The 22,001-nt window shown below is 65.8% G+C and carries 19 protein-coding genes; 13 read left to right on the top strand and 6 right to left on the bottom strand.

The genetic code is table 11. The features are described 5' to 3' along the window. The first annotated feature begins 2 nt into the window (after positions 1-2). The 12 genes from AC1DS6_RS20150 to AC1DS6_RS20095 all read left to right on the top strand — a co-directional run bounded on the left by AC1DS6_RS20150 (position 3) and on the right by AC1DS6_RS20095 (position 12,556). Positions 3-641 carry a TorD/DmsD family molecular chaperone gene (locus tag AC1DS6_RS20150; RefSeq protein ID WP_441625022.1) on the top strand — a complete coding sequence of 213 codons (639 nt, stop codon included), beginning with the start codon at positions 3-5 and terminating at the stop codon, positions 639-641. A 207-nt stretch (positions 642-848) separates the two neighbouring features. After that, a complete protein-coding gene (locus tag AC1DS6_RS20145; RefSeq protein WP_441625004.1) occupies positions 849-1,058 on the top strand; it encodes a formate dehydrogenase in 210 nt (69 codons plus the stop codon). A gap of 56 nt (positions 1,059-1,114) precedes the next feature. Beyond that, a complete protein-coding gene (locus AC1DS6_RS20140; RefSeq protein ID WP_441625002.1) occupies positions 1,115-4,132 on the top strand; it encodes a molybdopterin-dependent oxidoreductase in 3,018 nt (1,005 codons plus the stop codon). A gap of 37 nt (positions 4,133-4,169) precedes the next feature. Further along, positions 4,170-4,838 carry a formate dehydrogenase FDH3 subunit beta gene (gene fdh3B, locus AC1DS6_RS20135; RefSeq protein WP_441625000.1) on the top strand — a complete coding sequence of 223 codons (669 nt, stop codon included), beginning with the start codon at positions 4,170-4,172 and terminating at the stop codon, positions 4,836-4,838. Next, entirely contained in the window at positions 4,835-5,068 is a 234-nt protein-coding gene (locus AC1DS6_RS20130) for a hypothetical protein (RefSeq protein ID WP_441624998.1), read from the top strand. Before fdh3B ends, AC1DS6_RS20130 begins: the two co-directional genes overlap by 4 nt. Before the next feature lie 40 nt (positions 5,069-5,108). Beyond that, a complete protein-coding gene (locus AC1DS6_RS20125) occupies positions 5,109-6,317 on the top strand; it encodes a formate dehydrogenase subunit gamma (protein ID WP_441624996.1) in 1,209 nt (402 codons plus the stop codon). Positions 6,318-6,365: 48 nt separating this feature from the next. After that, positions 6,366-6,767 carry a hypothetical protein gene (locus AC1DS6_RS20120; RefSeq protein WP_441624994.1) on the top strand — a complete coding sequence of 134 codons (402 nt, stop codon included), beginning with the start codon at positions 6,366-6,368 and terminating at the stop codon, positions 6,765-6,767. A gap of 13 nt (positions 6,768-6,780) precedes the next feature. After that, on the top strand, positions 6,781-7,323 hold the full coding sequence (locus tag AC1DS6_RS20115; RefSeq protein ID WP_441624992.1) for a superoxide dismutase family protein: 543 nt from the start codon (positions 6,781-6,783) through the stop codon (positions 7,321-7,323). 57 nt (positions 7,324-7,380) lie between these two features. Beyond that, positions 7,381-8,211: a formate dehydrogenase accessory sulfurtransferase FdhD gene (locus tag AC1DS6_RS20110; RefSeq protein WP_441624990.1), complete on the top strand. Its 831-nt coding sequence runs from the start codon at positions 7,381-7,383 to the stop codon at positions 8,209-8,211. A gap of 203 nt (positions 8,212-8,414) precedes the next feature. Continuing rightward, positions 8,415-8,981 (top strand): dCTP deaminase, encoded by a 567-nt coding sequence (gene dcd / locus AC1DS6_RS20105; RefSeq protein WP_017230746.1) that lies wholly within the window; start codon positions 8,415-8,417, stop codon positions 8,979-8,981. A gap of 152 nt (positions 8,982-9,133) precedes the next feature. Further along, positions 9,134-11,398 (top strand): arginine/lysine/ornithine decarboxylase, encoded by a 2,265-nt coding sequence (locus AC1DS6_RS20100; RefSeq protein WP_045235955.1) that lies wholly within the window; start codon positions 9,134-9,136, stop codon positions 11,396-11,398. Positions 11,399-11,575: 177 nt separating this feature from the next. After that, complete coding sequence (locus AC1DS6_RS20095) at positions 11,576-12,556, top strand: quinone oxidoreductase family protein (protein ID WP_441624987.1); 981 nt, start codon at positions 11,576-11,578, stop codon at positions 12,554-12,556. 82 nt (positions 12,557-12,638) lie between these two features. On the opposite strand, the gene AC1DS6_RS20090 is transcribed toward AC1DS6_RS20095, so the two are convergent. The 5 genes from AC1DS6_RS20090 to AC1DS6_RS20070 all read right to left on the bottom strand — a co-directional run bounded on the left by AC1DS6_RS20090 (position 12,639) and on the right by AC1DS6_RS20070 (position 18,045). After that, positions 12,639-14,378, bottom strand: coding sequence for a TRAP transporter large permease (locus AC1DS6_RS20090; RefSeq protein ID WP_441624985.1), 1,740 nt, complete (start codon positions 14,376-14,378; stop codon positions 12,639-12,641). Then, on the bottom strand, positions 14,375-14,917 hold the full coding sequence (locus AC1DS6_RS20085) for a TRAP transporter small permease subunit (RefSeq protein WP_035863770.1): 543 nt from the start codon (positions 14,915-14,917) through the stop codon (positions 14,375-14,377). The genes AC1DS6_RS20090 and AC1DS6_RS20085 overlap by 4 nt, the downstream gene beginning before the upstream one ends. 205 nt (positions 14,918-15,122) lie before the next feature. Further along, the gene (gene argH, locus AC1DS6_RS20080) at positions 15,123-16,532 is read right to left on the bottom strand and encodes an argininosuccinate lyase (protein WP_441624983.1); all 1,410 of its coding nucleotides are present in this window, start codon (positions 16,530-16,532) and stop codon (positions 15,123-15,125) included. Positions 16,533-16,639: 107 nt separating this feature from the next. Then, on the bottom strand, positions 16,640-17,377 hold the full coding sequence (locus AC1DS6_RS20075) for an anti-sigma factor (protein WP_441624981.1): 738 nt from the start codon (positions 17,375-17,377) through the stop codon (positions 16,640-16,642). Further along, the gene (locus AC1DS6_RS20070) at positions 17,374-18,045 is read right to left on the bottom strand and encodes a sigma-70 family RNA polymerase sigma factor (RefSeq protein ID WP_441624979.1); all 672 of its coding nucleotides are present in this window, start codon (positions 18,043-18,045) and stop codon (positions 17,374-17,376) included. The genes AC1DS6_RS20075 and AC1DS6_RS20070 overlap by 4 nt, the downstream gene beginning before the upstream one ends. A 155-nt stretch (positions 18,046-18,200) precedes the next feature. Between AC1DS6_RS20070 and AC1DS6_RS20065 the strand changes: the two genes are divergently transcribed. Beyond that, positions 18,201-18,818, top strand: a complete 618-nt coding sequence (locus AC1DS6_RS20065; protein ID WP_428177847.1) for a ferritin-like domain-containing protein — start codon at positions 18,201-18,203, stop codon at positions 18,816-18,818. Positions 18,819-18,985: 167 nt separating this feature from the next. Here AC1DS6_RS20065 and ppc read toward each other — a convergent pair whose 3' ends face one another. Continuing rightward, the gene (gene ppc / locus AC1DS6_RS20060) at positions 18,986-21,991 is read right to left on the bottom strand and encodes a phosphoenolpyruvate carboxylase (RefSeq protein ID WP_441624977.1); all 3,006 of its coding nucleotides are present in this window, start codon (positions 21,989-21,991) and stop codon (positions 18,986-18,988) included. Positions 21,992-22,001 lie beyond the last annotated feature (10 nt).

Here is a 22,001-nt window from a genome sequence, read left to right as displayed (position 1 = left end):
AAATGACAGATTTCCAGCCCATCCAGCTGATTCCCCCGGTCATCGAAGCCACGGCCAATGCCGAGGACACCGCTCGCGCTGACCTGTACGGTCTGCTGGCCACGCTGTTGTATCGCGCGCCAGATGCCGCGCTGCTGCACCATATCGCCGCCAACCGCGCCATTGGCGAGGACGCCGCGACCACGCTGGGCGAAGCCTGGAATGATTTGTGCGATGCAGCATCGATCGCGACGGCCGCCGAGACGGCCGACGAGTACCAGGAATTGTTCATCGGCGTGGGCAAGCCGGAAGTCCTCCTCTACGGCTCCTACTACCAGACCGGTTTCCTCAACGAACGCCCTGTGGTGGCGCTGCGAGACGACCTGGCACGCTATGGCCTGGTGCGCCAGGACAATGTCAGCGAGACAGAGGACCATATCGCCACGCTGTGCGAAGTGATGCGTTTCCTGGTGGCGGGCGAGGATGCGGGTGTTTCCAATCTCGCAGAGCAGCAACACTTCTTTGCGCGCCATGTTCAGCCATGGGTGGAGACGCTATGCGATGCCATGGCGGCGCATCCGCAAGCCCGTTTCTATGTACAGGTAGCCGCTTTGCTGAAAGCCTTCATGGCGGTCGAGGCGATCGCGCTCGACATGCGCTGAGCCTTCAAGGCGGATCGCCGGGATCGCCGGAAGGAGGCGGCCTCGCCTGCAACCTTGTTTCAAACAAGCCGGGCATGGCATTTTTTAAACGCAGGTATCAGTAAAAACCCGCGTATTGCATGGTCTTTCAGCACATATCAATCTAAAATAGGCAAAAGAATACATAACAGGATTGGTTATCGGCTTTAATCTGCCGAGGAGCCCCACATGAAAGACAAGCAGCCCAGGGTCGCACGCCGTACTTTTCTCGCCGGCACGGGGGTTGTTGCCGCCGCCGGCGCGGCCGCTGCGCTGACCGCGCGCGGACCGGCCATGCCCACGCAGGCCGCGGCCATTCCGGATGTCACGCCCGGCGACGGCGAGGGCTACCGGGTTACCGAACACATTCGCAAGTACTACCGGACAACGCTGGTGTGAGCCGAGTCGCGTCTTGTGCGCGCCCGTTCGACCTCGTTTCCATCCAGGGGTGATACATGATCTTGACCCGCAAGCGCGCGGCGCAGGGCAGCGCATCCTCGCAACTGGCCGGCACCGTGGCCGGGCATGCCACCGGCAGGCTATCCGACCGCCTGGCCGCCGGCCTGGCTGGCGCGATGCCCACCATGGACCGCCGCAGTTTCCTCAAGCGCTCCGGCATCGGGGTGGGGGCGGGTCTGGCGGCCTCGCAACTGACGCTGTTGCGCCATGCGGACGCCGCGGATGCGCCGGGGAGCGGCGGCGAGGGTAAGAGCAATATCGTGGTGCGCCGCACCGTCTGCGGCCATTGCTCGGTGGGTTGCGCGGTCGATGCGGTGGTGCAGAACGGCGTATGGGTACGCCAGGATCCGGTCTTCGATTCGCCGATCAATATGGGCGCGCACTGCGCCAAGGGCGCCGCGCTGCGCGAGCACGGCCATGGCGAGTATCGCCTGAAGTACCCGATGAAGCTGGTGAACGGCAAGTACCAGCGCATTGGCTGGGACCAGGCGCTCGACGAGATCTCCGCCAGGATGAAGGAGATCCGCCAGCAGACCGGGCCGGACTCGATGTTCTTCGTCGGCTCCTCCAAGCACAGCAACGAGGGCGCTTACCTGCTGCGCAAGTGGGTGTCGTTCTTCGGCACCAACAACACCGACCACCAGGCTCGCATCTGCCACTCCACCACGGTGGCCGGCGTGGCGAATACCTGGGGCTACGGTGCGATGACCAACTCGTACAACGATATGCAGAACGCCAGGGCGGCGCTGTATATCGGCTCCAACGCGGCCGAGGCGCACCCGGTATCGATGCTGCACCTGCTGCACGCGAAGGAGAATGGCTGCAAGGTGATCGTGGTCGATCCGCGCTATACACGCACGGCGGCCAAGTCCGATTACTACGTGCGCATCCGCTCCGGCACCGACATCGCCTTCCTGTTCGGCGTGCTGTACCACATCTTCAAGAACGGCTGGGAAGACCCGAAGTATCTCAACGACCGCGTCTACGGCATGGACAAGGTCAAGGAGGAAGTCCTCGCCAAGTGGACGCCGGACAAGGTCGAGGAAGTCTGCGGCGTGCCCGAGGCCCAGGTCCACCAGGTTGCCGAGATCATGGCCAAGAACCGCCCCAGCACGCTGGTGTGGTGCATGGGCCAGACCCAGCACACCATCGGCAACGCGATCGTGCGGGCCTCCTGCCTGGTGCAGCTGGCGCTGGGCAATATCGGCGTGTCGGGCGGCGGCGCGAATATCTTCCGCGGCCACGACAACGTGCAGGGCGCCACCGACGTGGGCCCCAACCCCGACTCGCTGCCGGGCTACTACGGCCTGGCCACCGGCGCGTGGAAGCATTTCGCAGCGGTGTGGGGCGTGGATTACGAATGGATCAAGAAACAGTACGCCTCGCAGGCGATGATGGAGAAGTCCGGCACCACCGTATCGCGATGGATCGATATCGTCACCGAGAAGCCCGACCTGATCGATCAGGACAACAACGTCCGCGGCGTGTTTTTCTGGGGCCACGCACCCAACTCGCAGACGCGCGGGCTGGAGATGAAGAAGGCCCTCGACAAGCTCGACCTGCTGGTGATCATCGACCCCTATCCGTCGGCCACCGCGGCGATGGCCAATATGCCGCCGGCCGAAGGCGACAAGGTCAACCCGAACCGAGCGGTCTACCTGCTCCCGGCCTGCACGCAATTCGAGACCTCCGGGACCTGCACGGCCTCCAACCGCTCGCTGCAATGGCGCGAGAAGGTGATCGAGCCGCTGTTCGAGTCCATGCCGGACCACACCATCATGCAGGCCTTCGCCGATCGCCTGGGGTTTGGCAAGGAATTGTCGAAGAACTTCAAGCTGCTCGAGGTCAAGCGCGCGGGGCGTACCTGGATGGAGCCGGAGCCCGAGTCCATCCTGCGCGAGATCAACGCCAGCAACTGGACCATCGGCTATACCGGGCAATCGCCCGAGCGGCTCAAGTCGCATATGCGCAATATGCAGATGTTCGATGTGCGCACGCTGCGCTGCAAGGGCGGCAAGGATCCGGTGACCGGCTACGACCTGACGGGCGATTATTTCGGCCTGCCGTGGCCCTGCTACGGCACGCCGGAGCTTAAGCACCCGGGATCGCCCAACCTGTACGACACCAGCAAGCACGTCATGGACGGCGGCGGCAACTTCCGCGCCAACTTTGGCGTGGAGCGCGATGGCGTCAGCCTGCTTGCCGAGGATGGCTCATGCTCTAAGGGCGCGGACATCACCACCGGCTATCCCGAGTTCGATCATGTGCTGCTGAAGAAGCTGGGCTGGTGGGATGAGCTGACCGACGCCGAGAAGCAGAAGGCCGAGGGCAAGAACTGGAAGACCGACCTGTCCGGCGGCATCCAGCGCGTGGTGCTGAAGAACCATGGCTGCCACCCCTTTGGCAACGCCAAGGCGCGCGCGATCGTGTGGAACTTCCCCGACCCGATCCCGCAGCACCGCGAGCCGCTGTATTCCACGCGGCCCGACATGGTCGCCAAGTACCCGACGCATGACGACAAGATGGCGTTCTGGCGGCTGCCCACGCTGTACAAGTCACTGCAGCAGCGCAATATCGATAACAAGCTCTATGAGAAGTTTCCCATCATCCTCACCTCGGGCCGCCTGGTCGAGTACGAGGGCGGTGGCGAGGAAACTCGTTCCAATCCGTGGCTGGCCGAACTGCAGCAGGAGAACTTCGTCGAGATCAACCCGCGCGCGGCTTCCGAGCGAGGCATTCGCAATGGCGACTTCTGCTGGGTCAGCACACCCCCCGGCGCGCGCATCAAGGTGCGTGCCCTGGTGACGGAGCGCGTCGGCGTGGATACCGCCTTCATCCCGTTCCACTTCTCGGGCTGGTGGCAGGGCAAGGACCTCAAGGACTACTACCCCGAGGGCGCGATGCCGATCGTGCGCGGCGAGGCGGTCAACACCGCCACCACCTATGGCTATGACGCGGTGACGATGATGCAGGAAACCAAGACCACGATCTGCCAGATCGAACGGTTCGCCTGATTGCGACAGAGACTGAGATCAAGGGCAAGGAACGACCATGGCACGCATGAAATTCATCTGTGACGCCGAGCGATGCATCGAATGCAATAGCTGCGTCACCGCCTGCAAGAACGAGCACGAAGTGCCGTGGGGCGTCAACCGGCGCCGCGTGGTGACCGTCAACGACGGCATCGTCGGCGCCGAGAAGTCCATCTCGGTGGCCTGCATGCATTGCTCGGACGCGCCCTGCATGGCGGTCTGCCCGGTCGACTGCTTCTACCGCACCGACGACGGCGTGGTGCTGCACGACAAGGACGTCTGCATCGGCTGCGGCTACTGCTCCTACGCCTGCCCGTTCGGCGCGCCCCAGTTCCCCAGCGCCGGGACTTTCGGCGTGCGCGGCAAGATGGACAAGTGCACCTTCTGCGCGGGCGGCCCGGAGAAGAACGGCAGCGAGGAAGAGTTCGAGAAGTACGGCCGCAACCGCCTGGCCGAAGGCAAGCTGCCGCTGTGCGCGGAAATGTGCTCGACCAAGGCCCTGCTGGGCGGCGATGGCGACGTGATCGCCGACATCCTGCGCAACCGCGTGATCAAGCGCGGCAAGGGCGGCGATGTGTTCGGCTGGGGGACGGCCTATGGCAACAAGGGCGCCGCGCAGGGAGCCCCGGGCGCGCCCGCGGCACCGCCGCCTGTCGCACCAGCCGCGTCCGGAGCGCAGCCATCATGACCCGCTTGCTCATGATCCTGCTGGCCGCCGGCAGCACCGTGCTGGCCGCCTGCGGCGAACGCCCGCAGACATCCACCGCGGCGCACAAGAAATCCGACGCGCCGGCTTACGAGGGCGCGCCGGGCGATCCCTTCGTGGCCAAGGGCTGGACGCCGGGCGACAAGACCAGCTGGCAGAACCAGATCCACGAGCGCAACCAGAACCAGAACGAATACAACCGCACGCCATGACCCCGGCAACGCGAACCCCGGCCGAGCCGATGGAGGGCAAATGAAGCCGACGCTCAATCCTGGCTGGTTCCGCTACCTGGCGGGAGTGGCCTGCGCGCTGGCCTTGCTGGCGCCGCTTGGCGCCGCGCGGGCCCAGGCATCGTCGCCACAGGCCACGCCCGCCACGCCTGCCGCCGCGGTGACTGCCGACGCGAACAATCCGGCCACGCACCCGGTCCAGCCCTTCGCGGGCATCGCGTCGGAGAACATCTTCAATGTGCCCAAGCGCGATATCGCCGCCGAGGCGCAGGCCCAGCAGGCGCGCACGCAATCGCAGCCCGGCAATAACGCGCCGGTGTGGCGCGAGGTGAATTCCGACCAGGCGCACTACAGCAGCCTGCCCGCCAAGGAGGCCGGCGTGCTGATCCAGCGCACCGGCCAGAAGTGGCGGCTGTTCCGCAACGGCGTGATCACGGTCTGGGGTGGCTGGCTGATCGTCGCCGTGCCCGCCGCGATCCTGGCCTTCTTTTTCTGGCGCGGCACCATCCCGCTCAAGACGCCGCGTACCGGCCGCATGATCCAGCGCTTCACGCCGCTGGAGCGCGTGGTGCACTGGACCATGGCGATCTCATTCGTCACGCTGGCGGTTTCGGGCATCGTCATGTTGTTCGGCAAGCATTTTCTGCTGCCGCTGATGGGCCACACCTTGTTCGGCTGGCTGACCTACCTGCTGAAGAACGTCCACAACATCGTCGGGCCGGTCTTCACGCTGGCCGTGATCGTCGGCTTTGTGATCTTCGTGCGCGACAACCTGCCTGCCCGCGAGGACTGGCAGTGGCTCGCCAAGCTGGGTGGGCTCGTTTCCGGCAAGCATGTGCCAAGCGGGCGCTTCAACGCCGGCGAAAAGGCATGGTTCTGGGGTGGGCTGGTGCTGTTCGGCCTGATCCTGTCCGCTTCCGGCTGGGTGCTCGACATGATCGTGCCTGGCATGGATTTCTACCGTGCCACCATGCAGATCGCCAATGTGATCCATGGCATCGCGGCGGTGCTGATGATGGCGATGGCCTGCGGTCATATCTACATGGGCACCATCGGCATGGAAGGCGCCTACCGCGCCATGCGCGACGGCTGGGTCGACGAAGCCTGGGCCAAGGAGCATCACGAACTCTGGTACGACGATATCAAGTCCGGCAAGATCCCGGCGCAGCGGGCGGCCGAGCCGCAACCCGGCGAGCGTGCCGGTGGCCGGGCCAGCACCGGCGAAGCCTGAGCGAACGCGGCGCCGCGCCACAGATCCCGAGGAAGAGGAATCAGACCAATGAAACGCATCCTGCTGCTGCTCGCCCTCGCACTTGGCGGCACGGGCGCCCTGGCCAAGCTGCCGCCCCCTACCGAAGCGCAAAAGCTCAAGGCCGACGAGGCCAAGGCACGTGCAGCCTGGGCCGACAAGGTGGCCGCCTACCAGCTCTGCCGTTCACAAGACAAGACGGCTGCGTACTATTTCAACGATATGAAAGCCAAGGGCAAAGAAGTACCGGCCGGCGCGGCAGCCCCGCCGTGTGCCGATCCGGGACCATTTGTGGCGGCGGCGCCCGCCACCGGGGAGGCCGCCGCTACCGCCGGCGGCCCGTCCACCGCCCCTGTCGCGGCACCTTCGGATCACAAACCGGCCGCAGCGCCGGGCACCGGAGCGGTACAATCGCCCCGGACATCACCGTGAGAGGAGGTTCGGCATGAAGCATGTACGCGTACTTTTCGGCCTGGCGGTAGCGGGAACCCTGGCAGGCGGCCTGGCCGGCTGCGCCGGTACGGGAATGGGAGATGGTTCGGACACCGCTGTCGCCGCGCTGGCATCCAAGAGCGGCACCGCGACGCAGGGCAGCGTGACATTCACCCAGCGCGCCAACACGGTGCTGGTCAAAGCCGATGTGACGGGCTTGCCACCCAATACCGAGCATGGTTTCCACGTGCACGAGAAGGGTGACTGCTCCACGCCCGACGCCATGAGCGCCGGCGGTCACTTCAACCCGACGGCCAAGCCGCACGGATCGATGTCGATGCCCGACCATCATGCCGGCGATATCAACAACCTCAAGGCCGACGCCAGCGGGCGCGCCCAGGCCAGCTTCGAGCTGGCCGACGTGACCGTGGCCCCCGGCCCGAACAGCGTGGTGGGCCGCGCGGTGGTCGTGCATAAGGACCCGGACGACTACAAGACCCAGCCTACCGGCAACTCCGGCGGCCGCATCGCCTGCGGCGTGATCGCCAAGTCCTGACGGACGGGGCAGGGCAGCGCCGCCCGGTCGCGCTGCCCATCCATTTTTCCCCTACCCATGCCCCTGCGTCCCGAACTCACCCATGCTTGCGTTCCCCTGATCGAAGAAGTCGAGGTGGTCGATGAGCAGGGGCGCGTGCGGCCGGCCTTCCTGCCGGGCGAGCGTCCGCTCACGGTCTACCTGGACAAGCGGGAGCTGGTGACGCTGATGACGCTGGGCGGTGCGCCCGAGGCACTCGTGCTGGGCTACCTGCGCAACCAGCGCCTGGTCGAGTCGATCGAGGATATCGCCGCGATCCAGGTCGACTGGGAAACCGAATCCGCCGCCGTCACGACCCGCACGGGCGTGGACCGTATCGAGGAGCGTACCTCCCGCCGCGTGGTGACCACCGGCTGCGGCCAGGGCACGGTGTTCGGCTCGCTGCTGGACGAGGTCGACAATATCCGCCTGCCGGACGACGCCACCCTGGACCAGGAAACGCTCTACAGCATCGTCGATACCATCCGGCTGCAGCAGTCGGTCTACAAGCAGGCCGGCTCGGTACATGGCTGTGCGCTGTTCCGCGGGCGCGAGCTGTTGATGTTCATCGAGGACGTGGGCCGGCACAACGCCGTGGATGCCATCGCCGGCCTGATGTGGCTGGAGGATATGAGTGGCGCCGACAAGGTTTTCTACACCACCGGCCGGCTGACCTCCGAGATGGTGATCAAGGGCGCCCAGATGGGCATTCCCTTCCTGCTGTCGCGCTCGGGCGTGACCCAGATGGGCTACCAGATGGCCCGGCGCGTCAACCTGGCCCTGTTCGCGCGGTGCACCGGACGTCATTTCCTGCTCTATACCGGCCGCGGGCGCTTCCGGCACCAGTTACCGGAGCAGGCTACCGCCTGAGGCGGGGCTCCGGGCCGCCTGTCCCAGCCATGTGCCGCAGGGACGGGTGCTATTGCGGCGGGGGCGCCGGTTTTTGGTTGTACAATGCGGCCCATCGCAAGGCCCCGGCAGGTCCGGCGCGCCTGTGAGCAAATGCGAGCAGTGTTCCCGGTCAGTCCTGACCGCGCCCGAGCCTGCCCTCATTTGTTCATCCCGATACCCCTATGAGCATCAAATCCGATAAGTGGATCCGCCGCATGGCGGAACAGCACGGCATGATCGAGCCGTTCGAGCCCGGCCAGGTACGGGAGGAAGACGGCCGCAAGATCGTGTCGTACGGCACCTCGAGCTACGGCTACGATATCCGCTGCGCCGACGAATTCAAGATATTCACCAATATCAACAGCACCATCGTCGATCCCAAGAACTTCGACGAGAAGTCCTTTGTCGACTTCAAGGGCGATGTCTGCATCATCCCGCCGAACTCCTTCGCGCTGGCCCGCACGATGGAGTATTTCCGCATTCCGCGCAGCGTGCTGACCATCTGCCTGGGCAAGAGCACCTACGCGCGTTGCGGCATCATCGTCAACGTGACCCCGTTCGAACCGGAATGGGAAGGATATGTGACGCTGGAGTTCTCCAACACCACGCCGCTACCCGCCAAGATCTACGCCGGCGAAGGCTGTGCGCAGGTGCTGTTCTTCGAAAGCGATGAGATCTGCGAGACTTCCTACCGCGATCGCGGCGGGAAGTACCAGGGTCAGCAGGGTGTCACACTGCCGAAAACCTGATCGCATACAATGCGCGCGTTGCGGCACGACCGGTAGCACAGCAGGCGAGCCGGGCCGCGCGCGAAGCCTGAACGTCGAGCCACATGCCGACCCAGGGGGATGAGTCCCCGGGCCATGTGGCTCAAGTCCTTCTTGCCGTCCAAGGATGCCAAATGAAATTCCGCTTCCCCGTCATCATCATCGATGAAGACTTCCGCTCCGAGAACATTTCCGGCTCGGGCATTCGCGCGCTGGCGCAGGCCATCGAGCAAGAAGGCATGGAGGTGATGGGCCTGACCAGCTATGGCGACCTGACCTCGTTCGCGCAGCAGTCCAGCCGTGCCTCCTCGTTCATCGTGTCGATCGACGACGATGAGTTCGTCAGCGAGGACGACCGGCCCGAAGCCGCGGCCATCGAGAAACTGCGTGCCTTCGTCAACGAAGTGCGCCGCCGCAATACCGACCTGCCCATTTTCCTGTACGGCGAGACCCGTACTTCGCGGCATATCCCCAACGATATCCTGCGCGAGCTGCACGGCTTCATCCACATGTTCGAGGACACGCCGGAATTCGTCGCGCGCCACATCATCCGTGAAGCCAGGGTCTACCTGGATTCGCTGGCACCGCCGTTCTTCAAGGCGCTGATCGCCTACGCGCAGGACAGCTCCTACTCGTGGCACTGCCCGGGGCACTCCGGCGGCGTGGCGTTCCTGAAGAGCCCGGTCGGCCAGGTGTTCCACCAGTTCTTCGGCGAGAACATGCTGCGCGCCGACGTCTGCAACGCCGTCGATGAACTCGGCCAGTTGCTTGACCACACCGGCCCGGTGGCGGCATCGGAGCGCAATGCCGCGCGCATCTTCAACTCCGACCACATGTACTTTGTCACCAACGGCACGTCCACCTCGAACAAGATGGTGTGGCATGCCAACGTGGCGCCGGGCGACATCGTGGTGGTGGACCGCAACTGCCACAAGTCGATCCTGCACGCGATCATGATGACGGGCGCGATTCCGGTGTTCCTGATGCCCACGCGCAATCACTACGGCATCATCGGCCCGATCCCGAAGAGCGAGTTCGATCCGGAAACCATCCGCCGCAAGATTGCCGCGCACCCGTTCGCCAGCCAGGCCAAGAACCAGAAGCCGCGCATCCTGACCATCACCCAGGGCACCTACGACGGCGTGCTGTACAACGCCGAGCAGATCAAGGAGATGCTGGCCACCGAGATCGACACGCTGCACTTCGATGAAGCCTGGCTGCCGCACGCGGCATTCCACGACTTCTATCGCAACATGCACGCGATCGGTAAAGACCGCCCGCGCAGCAAGGACGCGCTGGTCTTTGCCACGCAATCCACGCACAAGCTGCTGGCCGGCCTGTCGCAGGCCTCGCAGATCCTCGTGCAGGATTCGGACACGCGCAAGCTGGACCGCTATCGGTTCAACGAGGCGTACCTGATGCATACGTCCACCAGCCCGCAGTACTCGATCATCGCCTCGTGCGACGTGGCGGCGGCGATGATGGAAGCGCCGGGCGGCACCGCGCTGGTGGAGGAAAGCATCCAGGAAGCGATGGACTTCCGCCGCGCCATGCGCAAGGTGGAAGGCGACTACGATGCCGGCAACAACGGCGACTGGTGGTTCAAGGTGTGGGGCCCCGAGGCGCTGGTCGAGGACGACATCGGCGACCGCGAAGAGTGGATGCTCAAGGCCAACGAACGCTGGCACGGCTTCGGCGACCTGGCCGATGGCTTCAACCTGCTCGACCCGATCAAGGCCACCATCATCACCCCGGGCCTGGACGTGGACGGCGAGTTCAGCGATCGCGGCATTCCGGCGGCCATCGTCACCAAGTACCTGGCCGAGCACGGCATCATCATCGAGAAGACCGGGTTGTACTCGTTCTTCATCATGTTCACCATCGGCATCACCAAGGGCCGCTGGAACTCGCTGGTAACGGAGCTGCAGCAGTTCAAGGACGACTACGACCAGAACCAGCCGCTGTGGCGCGTGCTGCCGGAATTCGTCGGCAAGCATCCGCAGTATGAGAAGCTCGGCCTGCGCGACCTGTGCGACGCCATCCACAGCGTCTACAAGGCCAACGACGTGGCACGCGTGACCACCGAGATGTACCTGTCGGATATGGAGCCGGCGATGAAGCCCTCGGACGCCTGGGCCATGATGGCCCACCGCGAGATCGAACGCGTGGCGGTCGACGAACTGGAAGGCCGCGTCACCGCCATCCTGCTCACGCCGTACCCGCCGGGCATCCCGCTGCTGATCCCGGGCGAACGCTTCAACCGCATCATCGTGCAGTACCTGAAGTTCGCGCGCGACTTCAACAAGCTGTTCCCCGGTTTCGAAACCGACATCCACGGCCTGGTCGAGGAAGAGGTCGAAGGCGGCGGCAAGGCGTACTTCGTGGATTGCGTGAAGTAAGGCAAGTCGATGGAAAAAGGGCCTCGCATGCGCGAGGCCCTTTTTCTTTTCCCCGGCCTCGGCGGGCAGGCCGGCGCCACGCGCGAGATTGCGATAGAGTTGCGCTCTGTATCCTGGCTCGTGCCCCGCGGTAGTGGCCGGGACTGGACCTATCCAAGCAACTTCGACGGAGCGGAAATGGCATCAGCACGTGCGGTGGAATTGACAGAGTTCGGTGGTCCTGAAGTGATGCGCCTGGTGACGTCGGTGCTGCCGGCGCCGTCGGCCGGCCAGGTGCAACTGCGCCAGACCGCGATCGGTTTCAACTACATCGACATCTACCAGCGTGCGGGCAAGTATCCCTTGCCGTCGCCCACGGGGCTGGGCCACGAAGCCGCCGGCGTGGTCGAGGCCGTGGGCGAGGGCGTGACCGGCCTGCGCGAAGGCGACCGCGTGGTCTACATGCATGCCGGCATCGGCGCCTATGCCGACCGGCGCAACGTGCCGGCCGACAAGCTGGTCAAGTTGCCCGACGGCATTGACGACGTCACGGCGGCGGCAGTCTTCTTCAAGGCAATGACAGCGCAATACCTCGTCAGGAAGACGCATCGCGTGGCGGCCGGCGACATCGTGCTGGTGCATGCCGCCGCGGGTGGCGTGGGGCAGATTCTCAGCAGCTGGGCCAAGGCGCTCGGCGCCACGGTGATCGGCACCGCGGGCTCGCCGGCAAAATGCGAAGTCGCGCTGGCGGCAGGGTGCGATATCGCCATCGACTATTCGCAGCCGGACTGGGTGCGCCAGGTGATTGACGCCAGCGGCGGACGCAAGGCGCGCGTGGTCTACGACTCCGTGGGCAAGCACACCTTCATGGGTTCGCTGGACTGCGCGGCGCCGTTCGGACTGGTGGCGCTGTATGGCGCGGCCTCGGGGCCGGCGCCGGCCATCGAGCCCGAACTGCTCAACAAGAAGGGCTGCCTGTTCCTGACGCGGCCGTCGGTGTTCCCGCACAACGCCGATGCGCAGACCTTCCGCGCCAACGCGGCGGACGTATTCCAGGCCATCGGGCAGGGTGCGATCCGGGCAGCCGTCGGCGCGCGGTATCCGCTTGGGCAGGTGGCCGAAGCGCACCGTGCAGCGGAGGCGCGTGCTACCACCGGCGCTATCGTATTGCTGCCCTGATATTCGTGTCACGGCAGCAAGAAGGCCCCGACTCGCGGGGCCTTCTTGCTGCCGGCGGCCACGGCCGCCGGCGATTCCACTGCTATTTCTTCTTGTCGAACTCGAACTGCGGTGCGGCGGGTTCGCTCTCGGCCGGTGCTGCCGGCAACTCCAGCGTGCCACTGCCAGGACTGCGGGCAGGCAATGGCGCCGAGGCTGGCCCGCTACTCTCACCGCCCAGCGGGATCGTGACCTCCGCCGCGTTGGTATGGTGCAGCGACCCCTTGTCGAGGAACATCGTCACCATGCCCGGCCAGAACATCACCAGCGCCACCATGATCATCTGCAGGCCGACCCAGGGCAGCGCGCCCCAGTAGATGTCGGAGCTCTTCACTTCCTTGGGCGCGATGCCACGCAGGTAGAACAGCGCGAAACCGAAGGGCGGGTGCATGAAGGAGGTCTGCATGTTCACGCACAGCATCACGCCGAACCACACCAGCGCCGCGGTGGCCGCCGCTTCCGGGTTGCCGCCCATCGAGTCGGCGACGACCGGGGCCAGTACCTTGACCGCAACCGGCGCCAGCATCGGCACCACGATGAATGCGATCTCGAAGAAGTCCAGGAAGAAGGCCAGGAAGAAGATGAACAGGTTGACCACCAGGAGGAAGCCGATCCAGCCACCGGGCAGCGAGGTGAACATATGCTCCACCCAGGCGCCGCCGTCCACGCCCTGGAACACCACGGAGAAGCAGGTGGAGCCGATCAGGATGAACACCACCATGGCCGTGATGCGCGCCGTGGACTGGTAGGCATCGATGATCAGCGCGCGCAGCGCGCTTAGTTGTCCGGCACGCAGCAGCAGCCAGGCAATCACCAGGTAGACCACCGCCAGCGGGATGCGGAAGGCGTGCGAGCCAAAGGCGACGGTGCCGACGATGATGGCCACGCCGGTGGCGGCAAGGCCGATGCGGTAGATGGTGCGGTCGAGCTTGCCGAAACCGGGGTCGCGCAGCACCGCCAGCACCAGCGCGCCGACCGCGCCCATGGCGCCGGATTCGGTCGGCGTGGCGATGCCCAGCATGATCGTGCCCAGCACCAGGAAGATCAGCACCGCGCAGGGGATGATGCCGCGCAGGCATTTGCGCCACAGGGGCCAGCCGCGCAGCGTGCGTTCTTCCACCGGCACTGGCGGCAGCCAGTCAGGCTTGATGCGGGTCAGCACGAAGGTGTAGAGCGCGAACAGCGCGATCTGGATCACCGACGGGCCCCAGGCGCCAAGGTACATGCTGCCCACGTCGGCGCTGCCCATCGGGGTCTTGAGCTGGTCGGCCAGCACCACCAGCACCAGCGACGGCGGCACCAGCTGCGTGATGGTGCCCGACGCCGCCAGCACGCCGGTGGCGTACTTCATGTTGTAGCGGTAGCGCATCATCACCGGCAGCGAGATCATTGCCATGGCGATCACCTGGGCCGCCACGGTGCCGGTAATGGCTCCGAGGATAAAGCCCACGATGATGACCGAGTAGCCCAGGCCGCCGCGCACCGGGCCGAACAACTGGCCCATGGAGTCGAGCATATCCTCGGCCAGCCCGCACTTCTCCAGGATCGCCCCCATGAAGGTGAAGAACGGGATGGCCAGCAGCAGCTCGTTGGCCAGCACGCTGCCGAACACGCGGCTCGGCACCGCCTGCAGGAAGCTGACCGGGAAGTAACCAAACTGGATGGACAGGATGCCGAAGGCAAGACCCACGGCCGACAGCGAAAATGCGACCGGGAAACCGATCAGCATGAATACCACCAGGCCGCCGAACATCAGCGGCGGCATATATTCCAATGGAATCATTGCACCGGCCTCTCGTATTTCGATTCGATGCGCACCAGGCCCTTGAGGGCGGCAACGCGCTTGATCAGCTCGGATACGCCCTGCAAGGCAAGCAGGCCGAAGCCGAGGGGCACCACCAGCTTGATCGGGTAACGCGGCAGACCGCCGGAATTACCGGATTGCTCGAGGATGCGCCACGAGGGCAGGAACAGCGATTCCCACGACAGCCACATGAACAGCACGCAGGAAGGCAGCAGGAAGAAAATAATGCCGAAGATATCGATCCAGTGTTGCGCGCGCTCCGATACGTTGCCGTAGATCAGGTCCACGCGCACATGCTCGTTGCGCTGGAAGGTATAGGAGGCGCCGAACATCACCGCGATGGCGAACATATACCACTGCAGTTCAAGCGGCCAGTTGTCACTAAGGTTGAAGCCGTAACGCAGCAGGGCGTTGCCTGCGCTGATCAGGCACGACAGCAGGATCATGATGTTTGCAAGCCTGCCCGTGTGCTGATTCAACCTGTCGATCTGTCGTGACAGACCAAGCAAGTAATACATGGGTTGTCTCCCCTGTTTTTGCGGCAATTAGTTTATCTGTAACAATATGCTTCGGCGCTTGGGGCTAATACCTACCGCATTGCGCAAAAATAGAACCAGATAAAAAAAAGCCACCGGGCATGCGCCCTGGCGGCTTTTTTTCAAAGCATTACTTACGTGAAACTTACATTGGCATGCTGCGCTGCAGTGTCGCCAGTGCGTCCGCTTAAAGCGTCGCGCGTACAGCGGCAATGGCTGCGCGAACCTGCGCCGGCGCGGTGCCGCCGATGTGGTTGCGTGCCGCGACCGAGCCTTCCAGCGTCAGCACCTCGTGCACGTCGTCGCCGATCAGCGCCGCCTTGTCGCCCAGGCCGGTGACTTCGCGCAGCTCGGTCACGGTGAGGTCGGCCAGGTCGCAGCGGCGGTCGTCGCAGGCGCGCACCGCGTGGGCCACGGCTTCGTGGGCATCGCGGAAGGGCAGGCCGCGCTTGACCAGGTAGTCGGCCAGGTCCGTGGCGGTGGCGTAGCCCTGCAGCGCGGCGGCGCGCATGGCTTCCGGCTTGACGGAGATGCCCGGCACCATGTCGGCGAAGATGCGCAGCGTGTCGGCCACGGTGTCCACCGTGTCGAACAGCGGCTCCTTGTCTTCCTGGTTATCCTTGTTGTAGGCCAGCGGCTGGCCTTTCATCAGGGTCAGCAGGCCGATCAGGTGGCCGTTGACGCGGCCGGTCTTGCCGCGCGCCAGCTCGGGCACGTCCGGGTTCTTCTTCTGCGGCATGATCGAGCTGCCGGTGCAGAAGCGGTCGGCGATGTCGATAAAGCCCACGCGCGGGCTCATCCAGATCACCAGCTCCTCGGAGAAGCGCGAGATGTGGGTCATCACCAGCGCGGCGGCGGCGCAGAACTCGATGGCGAAGTCGCGGTCGGAGACGGCGTCCAGCGAGTTGCGGCATACGCCGTCGAAACCGAGCTGCTGCGCGACGAATTCACGGTCGATCGGGTAGCTGGTGCCGGCCAGCGCGGCGGCGCCCAGCGGCAGGCGGTTGACGCGGCGGCGGCAGTCGGCCATGCGCTCTGCGTCGCGCGTGAACATTTCCACGTAAGCCAGCAGATGGTGGCCGAAGGTGACCGGCTGGGCCACCTGCAGGTGGGTGAAGCCCGGCAGGATGGTGTCGGCGTTCTTCTCGGCCAGGTCCAGCAGCGCGCCGCGCAGCGCGCCCAGCAGGCCGATGATGGTATCGATTTCGCTGCGCAGCCACAGGCGGATATCGGTGGCGACCTGGTCGTTGCGCGAGCGGCCGGTGTGCAGGCGCTTGCCGGCGTCGCCGACCAGGGCGGTCAGGCGCGCTTCGATATTCAGGTGGACGTCTTCCAGGTCGAGCTTCCACTCGAAGTTGCCCGCCTCGATCTCGCCGCGGATCTGCGTCATGCCGCGCTCGATCTCGGCGCGGTCGGCTTCGGCGATGATCCCTTGCTTGGCCAGCATGGCGGCGTGCGCCAGAGAGCCCTGGATATCGAACAGGGCCAGGCGCTTGTCGAAGAACACCGAAGCGGTGTAGCGCTTCACCAGGTCGGACATCGGTTCGGAGAAGCGGGCGGACCAGGCTTCGCCTTTCTTGGCAAGTTGGGAGGTCATGGGCGGTAAGGCTGGGTTGGCTCGCAAGCCGGCGGCAGGCCGCGGGGCAAACGAGAAAAATCGGCGAAACCGGGATTATATCGCTGCCGGGCGTCTCCCAGCCTTGCCTAAAGCGTGTTGTCGATGACGCGGCCCTTGAATACCACGGGCCCGGTCGGCCCGTTGGGGTCGGGCGAGCCACCCGGCGGCTCCACGCTGATGGCCAGCGCCGGCACCTTGCCCACCGCCTGCGCCACCGCGAGGCGCAATTGCCGCTGGTGTCCGAGCACGCCGAGGGATTGCGGCTTGCCACCGTCCGGCAAGGCCCAGAGCTGCAATACCTGCTCGTCGCTCAGCGGCAGGTGATCCAGGCGGCGCAACGTCAGCGAATGCGAGCGGGCATCCCACGTCACAAGCACGGCGGCTTCGGCGCGGTCGTCGTTCAGCACGGCCACGGCGTTGACCAGGGGCGTGGTATCCAGCTGGCGCGCCATGCGCATATTGAGCCCGATCGCCACCGCGGCCACGGCAGCCGTCGCCAGGGTGACGCCGCGCCAGAAGCCTGGCACGTTCCACAGGCGCCGCCACCAGTGCTCCGGTATGCCAGCCTTGGCGGCCGCGTCGGGCATGGGCTGCCAGCCCAGCCGCTGCTCGATGCCGCACCACACCTTGTCGACCGGTTCGGCGGCGGGCTGCAGCTCCGCGATGCCGGACAGCCGCGCCTGCCAGTGCCCGATCGCGTCGCGGATGGCGGGTTCCTGCCGCGCCAGTTGCTCGAGCCGGCGGCGCGCGCCGCCGCGCAACACGCCCAGCGCGTACTGCGCGGCGAGGCGGTCGATCAGGTCGGGGTGGCGGCTGAGATTCATGACAGGCTTTCCAGGCACATGCGCAGCCGTTCCAGGCCGCGCCGTATCCATGACTTGATGGTGCCCAGCGGTACCTGCAACTGTTCGGACAGTTCGCTATGGCTCATGTCCTTCAGGTAGGCCAGCGAGATCGCCTGCCGTTGCGGCTGCTCCAGCCGTTGCAGGCACTGGTTCAACGCCCGCGCTTCCTGGCTGGCGAGCGCCAGTTCGGCCGGGCCGGCCGCATCGTCGGCCATCCACTCGCCCAGGCTGTCGTCCAGTTCCACGGTCTGGCTGGCGCGCGCTGCCGCCTGCCGGCGCAGGCAGTCCAGCGCCCGGTTGCGTACGATGGCCGTCATCCAGGTCATCGGGGCAGCCAGGTGCGGCCGGTAATCGCCGGCGTGATGCCAGATGCTGACGAAACTCTCTTGCACTACGTCCTCGGCCCAGTCATGTCTGTTGGTGATACGCAGCGCGAGGCCAAACAGTTTCGTGGCTGTTTCGTCGTAGAGCTGGCGCAGGGCTTGCCGGTCGCCCAGTGCCGCGGCTTGCAGCAAGGCAGCGAGCCGGTCGGCATCGGCCGGCCTGGGGGCAAAGGACGCGTTGGCGGAGGAGGACACCGTGGGGGATCCCTGGTGAAAAGAGGCAAGTGACGTTTCCGGATTATAGGCACGGCTTGCCGGCGGCATGGCATCGATCGCACCGGTTGTTGCATCCGATCGCGATGCCAGTGCGTAGAAGTGAAAGGCGCCGGCATTTCAACGGATTGCCCTTCGATAACGCAACGCAATCGAGGCGCCACTTCACCCCAAGACAGGAGAACACCATGGAACGCATGCAGTCGATGACCGAGGCGGCGAAGCGCCAGGCAAGCGAGGACACGGAGAGCCGCATCCTTGTTGCGCCGGATGCGCGCCGGCGCGGCCTGCTCAAAGTCCCCGGCCTATTTGCGCTTGGATCGCTGGCGGTGATGAGCCTGGGCGAGTCGATGCCCGCCTGGGCACAGGCCCAGTCCGGCAGCACCAAGGACGATATCGCCATTCTGAATGTAGCCCTCGGGCTGGAATACCAGGCCATCGCGGCTTATCAGGTCGGCGCGGAGAGCGGCCTGCTGCAAAAGCCGGTGCTGGATACCGCGGTCAAGTTCCAGACGCACCACAAGGCGCACGCGCAAGTGCTGGCGGGCACCGTGTCCAAGCTGGGCGGCAGCCCGGTGATGGCGAAGAAGCCGGCCGAGTACAGCTTCCCGACCGACCAGCTCAAGACGCAGGCCGATGTGCTGCGCTTTGCCGCCGGGCTGGAAAAAGGTGCCACCGCGGCTTATCTGGGCGTGCTGCCAAATTTCCATAACCGCGAGCTGACCAAGGCCGCGGGCAGCATCCTGGGCGATGAGGCGATGCATTGGGCGGTGCTGCTGTCCGTGCTCGGCGAAGATCCGGTGCCGGGCGCGTTCGTTGGCTGAGCCGCAGGCGGGGGGTGTGGGCTCGCTTGCCGCCCTGGCCGGGAGATAAGCTGCTGTAAGGCAAGCCATGCTCTGCGCCGTCCGGCCTGCGGGCCGGACGGGTTCTCCCGCCATGGTGCCAGTCACCATGGCGGGACTTTTTTGCAACGCCAGGGCGTCGCCTTGCTTCAGCCGCTGTTGCGCAGGCCCGCGGCCACGCCGTTGATGGTCAGGTGGATGCCGCGCCGCACGCGGATGTCGTCGCCATCCTTGCCCGAGCGGTAGCGCTTGAGCAATTCAACCTGCAAGTGGTTGAGCGGGTCCAGGTAGGCGAAGCGGTTCTTGATCGAGCGGGCCAGCAGCGGGTTGTCGGCCAGGCGCTCATGACGGCCGGTGATCAGCGCCAGCATCTCGCAGGTCAGGTGCCACTCGGCGCTGATGCGCGCGAACACGCTCTTGCGCAGCGCGGGATCCTCGCAAAGCTGCGCGTAGCGCGAGGCCACGGCCAGGTCGGTCTTGGCCAGCACCATGTCCATATTGGACAGCAGCGTGGAGAAGAACGGCCAGCTCTTGACCATGCGGCGCAGCGTGGCGACGGCCGCCTTGTGCGCCTTCTCGTCCAGCGCCTCGTCCAGCAGCGCCTTGACCGCGCTGCCGAAACCGTACCAGCCCGGCAGCAGCAGGCGGCACTGGCCCCAGGAAAAGCCCCAGGGAATCGCGCGCAGGTCTTCGATGCGGCGCTGCTTCTTGTCCATCAGCTTGCGCGAAGCCGGACGCGAACCCAGGTTCAGGTCGGCGATCTCGGTGATCGGCGTGGTGGCGAAGAAGTAGTCCTTGAAGCCCGGGGTCTCGTAGACGAGGGCGCGATAGGAGCTGAAAGCGCGATCGGAGAGCTGTTGCATCACCGCTTCGAACGTGACGAGGTCCTTGGGCGCGTTCTGCGTCGGCAGCAGGGAGGCTTCCAGCGTGGCGGCGATCACCGTTTCCAGGTTGCGCCGGCCGATCTCGGCGTTGGCGAACTTGCTGTTGATGATCTCGCCCTGCTCGGTCAGGCGGATCTGCCCGTTGACCGTGCCAGGCGGCTGCGAGAGGATGGCCTGGTAGGTCGGGCCACCGCCACGGCCGACGGTGCCGCCGCGGCCGTGGAACAGGCGCAGCTTGACGCGCCGCGCCTCGAACACCTGCACCAGCGCCAGCTCGGCCTTGTACAGCTCCCAGTTGGAGGTGAGGAAGCCGCCGTCCTTGTTGGAGTCGGAGTAGCCCAGCATCACTTCCTGCTCGCCGCCGTGATGGGCGATCACCGAGGCGAAGCCCGGCAACTCCAGCAGCGACTGCATGATGCCGGCGGCGTTGCGCAGATCCTCGATGGTCTCGAACAGCGGGATCACCATCAGTTCCGGGCGTGCCGGGTCGGTCTTGCTGCCCAGCGTGCCGCGCAGCATGCCGGCTTCCTTCTGCAGCAGCATCACTTCGACCAGGTCCGACAGCGTCTCGGTGTGCGAGATGATGTAGTTGCGGGCCACGCGCGCGCCGTAGCGGGCGCGTAGCTCGCGGGCCATGTTCAGGATGGCCAGCTCGCTGCGGGTCTGCTCGGAATAGGTATGCCAGGGCAGGGTCAGCAGGCGCGGCTGGCGCAGCTCGGCCAGCAGCAGCTCCAGCTTGCGCGCTTCCGTCAGGGCGGCATAGTTGGCCTCCACACCAGCGGCGGCGAACAGTTCCGTGATCACGGCCTCGTGCACGTCGGACACCTGGCGCATGTCGATCGACGCCAGGTGGAAGCCGAACACGGCGATGGCCTTGGCCAGCGCGTCGATGCGGGTGCGTGCCAGCGCCTCGCCGTGGTGGGCGCGCAGCGAGTCGATCACGACCTGCACGTCGGCGCCGAAGGACTGCGCGTCGGCATAGGGCGCGGCGTCGGCCACCGGGTGGCGCGGCGCGGCCTGCCCGGTGACGGCCAGGCAGGTTGCCGCCAGGCGCGCATAGATGCCGATCAGGGCGCGGCGGTACGGCTCGTCGGCGCGGTGCTCGGAATGGTCGGGCGAGGCTTCGGCCAGCGCCAGCAGTGCCGGGCTCGCTTCCACCATCAGGCTCGACATCGACAGCTCCGCGCCCAGCACGTGGACTTCGTCCAGGTACCACTCCAGGATCAGCGCGGACTGCTTGCTGGCAGCCTGCTCCAGCGTGTCGGCGGTGACGTTGGGGTTGCCGTCGCGGTCGCCGCCGATCCACGAGCCCATCTGGAAGAAGGGCGCGAGCTGGGTCGAGGCGGCCGGCGCGGCCTTGTTCTTGCGCGTGGCGGGGAACACCGCGGCGATGTCCTCTTCCAGTTCGCTCATCAGCTGCGGGATGCCGCGCAGGAAACAGGTACGGTAGTAGGACAGTGCGTTCTCGATCTCGTCAACCACCATCAGCCGCGTATTGCGCAGCATGCGGGTCTGCCACAGCGTGGTGACGCGGGCGCGCAGCAGTGCGGTGTTGTGGTCGCGCTCGCGCGCGGTCATCGGCAGATCGCGCTCGGCCAGCAGGCGGGCGATCTCGCGCTCGGCGTCGAGAATACTCTTGCGCTGGACTTCGGTCGGGTGGGCGGTCAGCACCGGCACGATCAGCGCTTCGTCGAAGAACTTGCGCAGCGTCTTGCCGGTCACGCCGGCCGCGTCGATGGCCTGCAGCGCGTGCGCCAGGCTGCCCGGCTGCGGCGGCGAGCCGGCCAGTGCGTGCACGCGCCGGCGGCGGTTGTGGTGCTGGTCCTCGGCGATATTGGCCAGGTGCGAGAAATAGCTGAAGGCACGCACCACCGAGTTGGTCTGGTCGCGCGACAGGCGCTTGAGCAGCCGGTCCAGCTCGGCGCCGGCGGCGCGGTCGTTCTCGCGGCGAAAGCGCACGGCGGTCTGGCGGATGGTCTCGACCACCTCGAAGGCGGCGTCGCCTTCCTGCTCGCGCAGGCACTCACCCAGCAAGCGGCCCAGGAAGCGGATGTCCTCGCGCAGGGGGACGTCCTTGTCACTGGCGCGCCGCGCCGGGGCGCTTGCCGCAGGCTTCGCGACGGCGGTGCGCTTGCGGCCGGCGGTCTTGGCAGATGGAGTGGCTGGGGTACTTGCGGGAACCAAAGCGGAAGCTACTACGGTATCGGGGGCGTCTGCCCGGCTGGCGGTTGGCTTACGCCGGCCGGCGGGGCGCGCAGCTTGCTGCGTCATGCAATCTCCT

The sequence above is a fragment of the Cupriavidus sp. 05L310 genome (assembly GCF_056398185.1).
This window is presented reverse-complemented; position numbering and strand designations above follow the sequence as displayed.

Excerpts from the sequence above, each read along its gene's own strand:
- AC1DS6_RS20150 (WP_441625022.1), top strand. The coding sequence starts at position 3 with ATGACAGATTTCCAGCCCATCCAGCTGATTCCCCCGGTCATCGAAGCC.
- AC1DS6_RS20145 (WP_441625004.1), top strand. The coding sequence starts at position 849 with ATGAAAGACAAGCAGCCCAGGGTCGCACGCCGTACTTTTCTCGCCGGC.
- AC1DS6_RS20140 (WP_441625002.1), top strand. The coding sequence starts at position 1,115 with ATGATCTTGACCCGCAAGCGCGCGGCGCAGGGCAGCGCATCCTCGCAA.
- fdh3B (WP_441625000.1), top strand. The coding sequence starts at position 4,170 with ATGGCACGCATGAAATTCATCTGTGACGCCGAGCGATGCATCGAATGC.
- AC1DS6_RS20130 (WP_441624998.1), top strand. The coding sequence starts at position 4,835 with ATGACCCGCTTGCTCATGATCCTGCTGGCCGCCGGCAGCACCGTGCTG.
- AC1DS6_RS20125 (WP_441624996.1), top strand. The coding sequence starts at position 5,109 with ATGAAGCCGACGCTCAATCCTGGCTGGTTCCGCTACCTGGCGGGAGTG.
- AC1DS6_RS20120 (WP_441624994.1), top strand. The coding sequence starts at position 6,366 with ATGAAACGCATCCTGCTGCTGCTCGCCCTCGCACTTGGCGGCACGGGC.
- AC1DS6_RS20115 (WP_441624992.1), top strand. The coding sequence starts at position 6,781 with ATGAAGCATGTACGCGTACTTTTCGGCCTGGCGGTAGCGGGAACCCTG.
- AC1DS6_RS20110 (WP_441624990.1), top strand. The coding sequence starts at position 7,381 with ATGCCCCTGCGTCCCGAACTCACCCATGCTTGCGTTCCCCTGATCGAA.
- dcd (WP_017230746.1), top strand. The coding sequence starts at position 8,415 with ATGAGCATCAAATCCGATAAGTGGATCCGCCGCATGGCGGAACAGCAC.
- AC1DS6_RS20100 (WP_045235955.1), top strand. The coding sequence starts at position 9,134 with ATGAAATTCCGCTTCCCCGTCATCATCATCGATGAAGACTTCCGCTCC.
- AC1DS6_RS20095 (WP_441624987.1), top strand. The coding sequence starts at position 11,576 with ATGGCATCAGCACGTGCGGTGGAATTGACAGAGTTCGGTGGTCCTGAA.
- AC1DS6_RS20090 (WP_441624985.1), bottom strand. The coding sequence starts at position 14,378 with ATGATTCCATTGGAATATATGCCGCCGCTGATGTTCGGCGGCCTGGTG.
- AC1DS6_RS20085 (WP_035863770.1), bottom strand. The coding sequence starts at position 14,917 with ATGTATTACTTGCTTGGTCTGTCACGACAGATCGACAGGTTGAATCAG.
- argH (WP_441624983.1), bottom strand. The coding sequence starts at position 16,532 with ATGACCTCCCAACTTGCCAAGAAAGGCGAAGCCTGGTCCGCCCGCTTC.
- AC1DS6_RS20075 (WP_441624981.1), bottom strand. The coding sequence starts at position 17,377 with ATGAATCTCAGCCGCCACCCCGACCTGATCGACCGCCTCGCCGCGCAG.
- AC1DS6_RS20070 (WP_441624979.1), bottom strand. The coding sequence starts at position 18,045 with ATGCCGCCGGCAAGCCGTGCCTATAATCCGGAAACGTCACTTGCCTCT.
- AC1DS6_RS20065 (WP_428177847.1), top strand. The coding sequence starts at position 18,201 with ATGACCGAGGCGGCGAAGCGCCAGGCAAGCGAGGACACGGAGAGCCGC.
- ppc (WP_441624977.1), bottom strand. The coding sequence starts at position 21,991 with ATGACGCAGCAAGCTGCGCGCCCCGCCGGCCGGCGTAAGCCAACCGCC.